Source organism: Streptomyces sp. DH37, assembly GCF_029813835.1.
Taxonomy (GTDB): domain Bacteria; phylum Actinomycetota; class Actinomycetes; order Streptomycetales; family Streptomycetaceae; genus Streptomyces.
The window spans coordinates 1-3,149 of record NZ_JARVKV010000133.1 but is presented as its reverse complement, the minus strand read 5'-3'; the positions used below and the strand labels follow the sequence as shown (position 1 = coordinate 3,149).

The 3,149-nt window shown below is 76.1% G+C and carries 3 protein-coding genes; 2 read left to right on the top strand and 1 reads right to left on the bottom strand.

Going from position 1 to position 3,149, the window contains the following annotated elements:
- Window positions 1–91: 91 nt before the first annotated feature.
- Window positions 92–682, bottom strand: a complete 591-nt coding sequence (locus QC029_RS30270) for a hemerythrin domain-containing protein (RefSeq protein ID WP_279559048.1) — start codon at window positions 680–682, stop codon at window positions 92–94.
- Between the two features lie 185 nt (window positions 683–867).
- Here QC029_RS30270 and QC029_RS30265 point away from each other — a divergent pair, with 185 nt between their 5' ends.
- Entirely contained in the window at window positions 868–2,004 is a 1,137-nt protein-coding gene (locus tag QC029_RS30265) for a glutamate--cysteine ligase (protein WP_279559047.1), read from the top strand.
- The gene (locus QC029_RS30260; protein ID WP_279559046.1) at window positions 2,001–3,083 is read left to right on the top strand and encodes an iron-containing redox enzyme family protein; all 1,083 of its coding nucleotides are present in this window, start codon (window positions 2,001–2,003) and stop codon (window positions 3,081–3,083) included. Before QC029_RS30265 ends, QC029_RS30260 begins: the two co-directional genes overlap by 4 nt.
- The last annotated feature ends 66 nt before the right edge of the window (window positions 3,084–3,149 follow it).

The following is a 3,149-nucleotide window of genomic DNA, read 5'->3' as shown; positions in this document are numbered from 1 at the left end:
CCCCTCGGGAGGGGCGGCGGCCCGGCGCCCCTCCCGGGGGAGGCCCCGCACAGCCCGGCACGGCCCGGCACCGCCGCGGGCGCCGGTGCGCTCAGTGCTTGCCCATGGCCTTGCGCACGGCGTCGCGGGCGCGGTCGGCCACGGCGGCGAGCGGGCCGACGGCCAGGTTCTCGGCGGCGGTCTCCGCGCCGGGGTGCGGGCGGGTGGGCGCGGTCGCCTCCGCCGCCTTCAGCGCCTTGGCCATGGTGCGGAGCCGGTCGGGCTCGGCGTTGCGCTCGATGTGGATGAACTCGTAGCGCTCCTCGGCGCGGGCGTGGGTCTCCACGTCGTGCCGCAGCGCCTCCAGCCGGGGCATGAACTCCGGGCTGTCCGGGTCCATCTCCTCCAGGTCCTTCAGGGCCTCCTTGGCCTTCCTCTCCTCCTCCAGGCGCTGGTCCACCACGCTCTCGCCGCCGTCGATGCCGCGCCGGGCGTAGGGGTGGACGACCTCCTCCTCGGCGGTCTCGTGCACCGCCAGCATCCTCACCAGGCGGCGGAAGGCCTCGCGCCGGGCGTCGCCCTCGGCCGCCTCCACCTCGTCGAAGAGGTTGCGGATCTCGCCGTGCTGCCGCATGAGCAGCGCCACCACGTTCTCGTCGCGGCCGCTGATCCCGCGCTCCGTCGTCTCCTGCCGTCCCGCCATGTGGGGGTTTCCTTCCGTGGGTGTCGTCGGCCGATCAGCCTCCGGGACCCGTGCCGGTCCCGCCGCGCCGCCGGGCTCGGTCGTCCGCCCGGCGGCGCTCGGTGCGAACGGTCGCGGTACCCGTGGCCCCCCCGCGGAAACCCCCCGCCCGTTTCACCGGGCGGGCCGGGGGTACCCACACTGCCGTGACCAGGGATGGAACCGCCGGGGGACTGACCATGGGGGTCGAGGAGGAGTTCCTCCTGGCCGACCCGACCACCGCACGCGCCGTGCCCGGTGCGGAGGCGGTGCTGCGCCGCGCCCACCACGAGGCGTCCGCCGCCGACGGCTCCGGGTACAAGGCGGAGTTCCTCTCCAGCCAGGTGGAGTCCGCCACCGGGGTGTGCACCACCCTGGAGGAGGTGCGCCGGGACCTCGCGGAGGACCGCGCCCGGCTGGTGGACGCCGCCCGGCAGGAGGGCCTGCTGCTGCTGTCGTCCGGGGCCGCCGTGCTGAGCGACGGACGTCCCCCGGTGGCCGAGGGGGAGCGCTTCCGGCGCATCTCGGACCTCTTCGCCGACATCGTGGACGGCTACCAGGTGTGCGGCTGCCACGTCCACGTGGGCGTGCCCGACCGGGAGACCGCGGTCGCCGTGGTCAACCGGGTGCGCCCCTGGCTGCCGACGCTGCTGGCGCTCTCCGCCAACTCCCCCTTCTGCGAGGGCCGCGACCGCGGCTACGCCAGCTGGCGGATGATGGAGCAGCTGCGCTTCCCCGCGGCCGGGATGCCTCCCCGCTTCACCGACGCGGCGTCCTACGACGCCGAGGTGGAGCGGCTGGTGTCCTACGGCGCGCTGATCGACGACCGGATGAGCTTCTGGCTGATGCGCCCCTCGCCGTGGCTGCCCACGGTGGAGTTCCGGGTCGCGGACGCGGCGGCCACGGTCGACGACGCGGTGCTCCAGGCCGCGCTCGGGCGGGCGCTGGTGCGCCGGGCCCTGGCGGAGCTGGAGGCGGGGGTGCCGGAGCCGGAGATGGACGACCGGGCGGCCAGGGCGGCGGTGTGGGCGGCGGCGCGGTACGGGCTGCGGGGCCCCGGCATCGATCCGGTCTCCCGCGCCCGGGTGCCGGCCGGCGAACTGCTGGACGCGCTGCTGCGGCACGTCGCGCCCGCGCTGGAGGAGACCGGCGACACCGGGACCGTACGGCGGCTGCTGGAGACGGTGCGCGAGCAGGGCACCGGGGCCGAACGGCAGCGGCGCGCCTGGGCGCGGGGCGGGCCCCGGGCGGTGGTGGAACTGCTGGCCGCCCAGACCGACGCGAGGGAGCACAAGCGAGCATGACGACCACCACCGGCACGACCGCCCCCACAGCCGCCCCCGCGGCCACCCCGGCGAGCGGGGCCCCCTCGGGCGCCGTCACCGCCGAACTCCCCTCGCCGCGCGGTGATTTGAGCGCGGCGGTGCTGGAGGCCCTGGCCGCCCCGCCGCCCGCCCGGCTGCCGTCGTCCCTCGGGGCGGCCGTGGAGGGCGCCGATCCGTACGGCGACGACCTGCAACTGGCCCTGTACGTCTGCTACGAGCTGCACTACCGGGGCTTCGCGGGCGTGTCGGACGAGTGGGAGTGGGACCCGGACCTGCTGCGGCTGCGCGCCGGCCTGGAGCGGGTCTTCCTGGCCGCGCTGCGCCGGGACACCCTCACCGGGACCGACGCCGACTCCGACGTGACCGCCGCGCTGGACCCGCTGCTGGTGGAGCCCGCCGAGGGCGGCGGCGTCTCGGACTTCCTGCTGCGCGAGGGCGAGTGGTGGCAGATGCGCGAGTACATCGCGCACCGTTCGGTCTACCACCTCAAGGAGGCCGACCCGCACGCCTGGGTCATCCCCCGCCTCGACGGCCAGGCCAAGGCGTCACTGGTCGCGGTGGAGTACGACGAGTTCGGCGGGGGCCGCGCCGAGCGGGTGCACGCGCGGCTGTTCGCCGACCTGATGGCGGGCGCGGGCCTGGACCCGTCCTATCTGCGCTACCTCGACGACGTGCCCGCCCCGATCGTCGCCGGGGTCAACCTGATGTCGCTGTGCGGGCTCCACCGGGCCCTGCGCGGCGCGCTGGTCGGCCACTTCGCGGCGGCCGAGATCAGCACCGCGCCCAGCGCGCGGAAGATGGCCAGGGCGCTGGAGCGGATGGGCGCCGCGCCCGAGTGCGTGCTGTTCTTCACCGAGCACATCGAGGCGGACGCGGTCCACGAGCAGGTGATGCGCCGGGACGTCATCGGCGACCTGCTGGCGCGCGAGCCGGAGCTCGCCGCCGACGTCGTGTTCGGCATCCGTGCCACGGAGCTGCTGGAGGAGCGCCTGGCCGACCATCTGCTGGGCGCCTGGCGCGCCGGCACCACCTCGCTGCGGCGCCCGCTGGACTCCTGAGCGGATTTTCCGGGAACGGAACCGGGCCGCGGACGCCTGGAGGCCCCTGCGGCGGTGCCGCAGGGG

Bases quoted from the DNA above. Each gene is read 5' to 3' on its own strand.
- QC029_RS30270 (WP_279559048.1), bottom strand. From the start codon at position 682: ATGGCGGGACGGCAGGAGACGACGGAGCGCGGGATCAGCGGCCGCGAC.
- QC029_RS30260 (WP_279559046.1), top strand. From the start codon at position 2,001: ATGACGACCACCACCGGCACGACCGCCCCCACAGCCGCCCCCGCGGCC.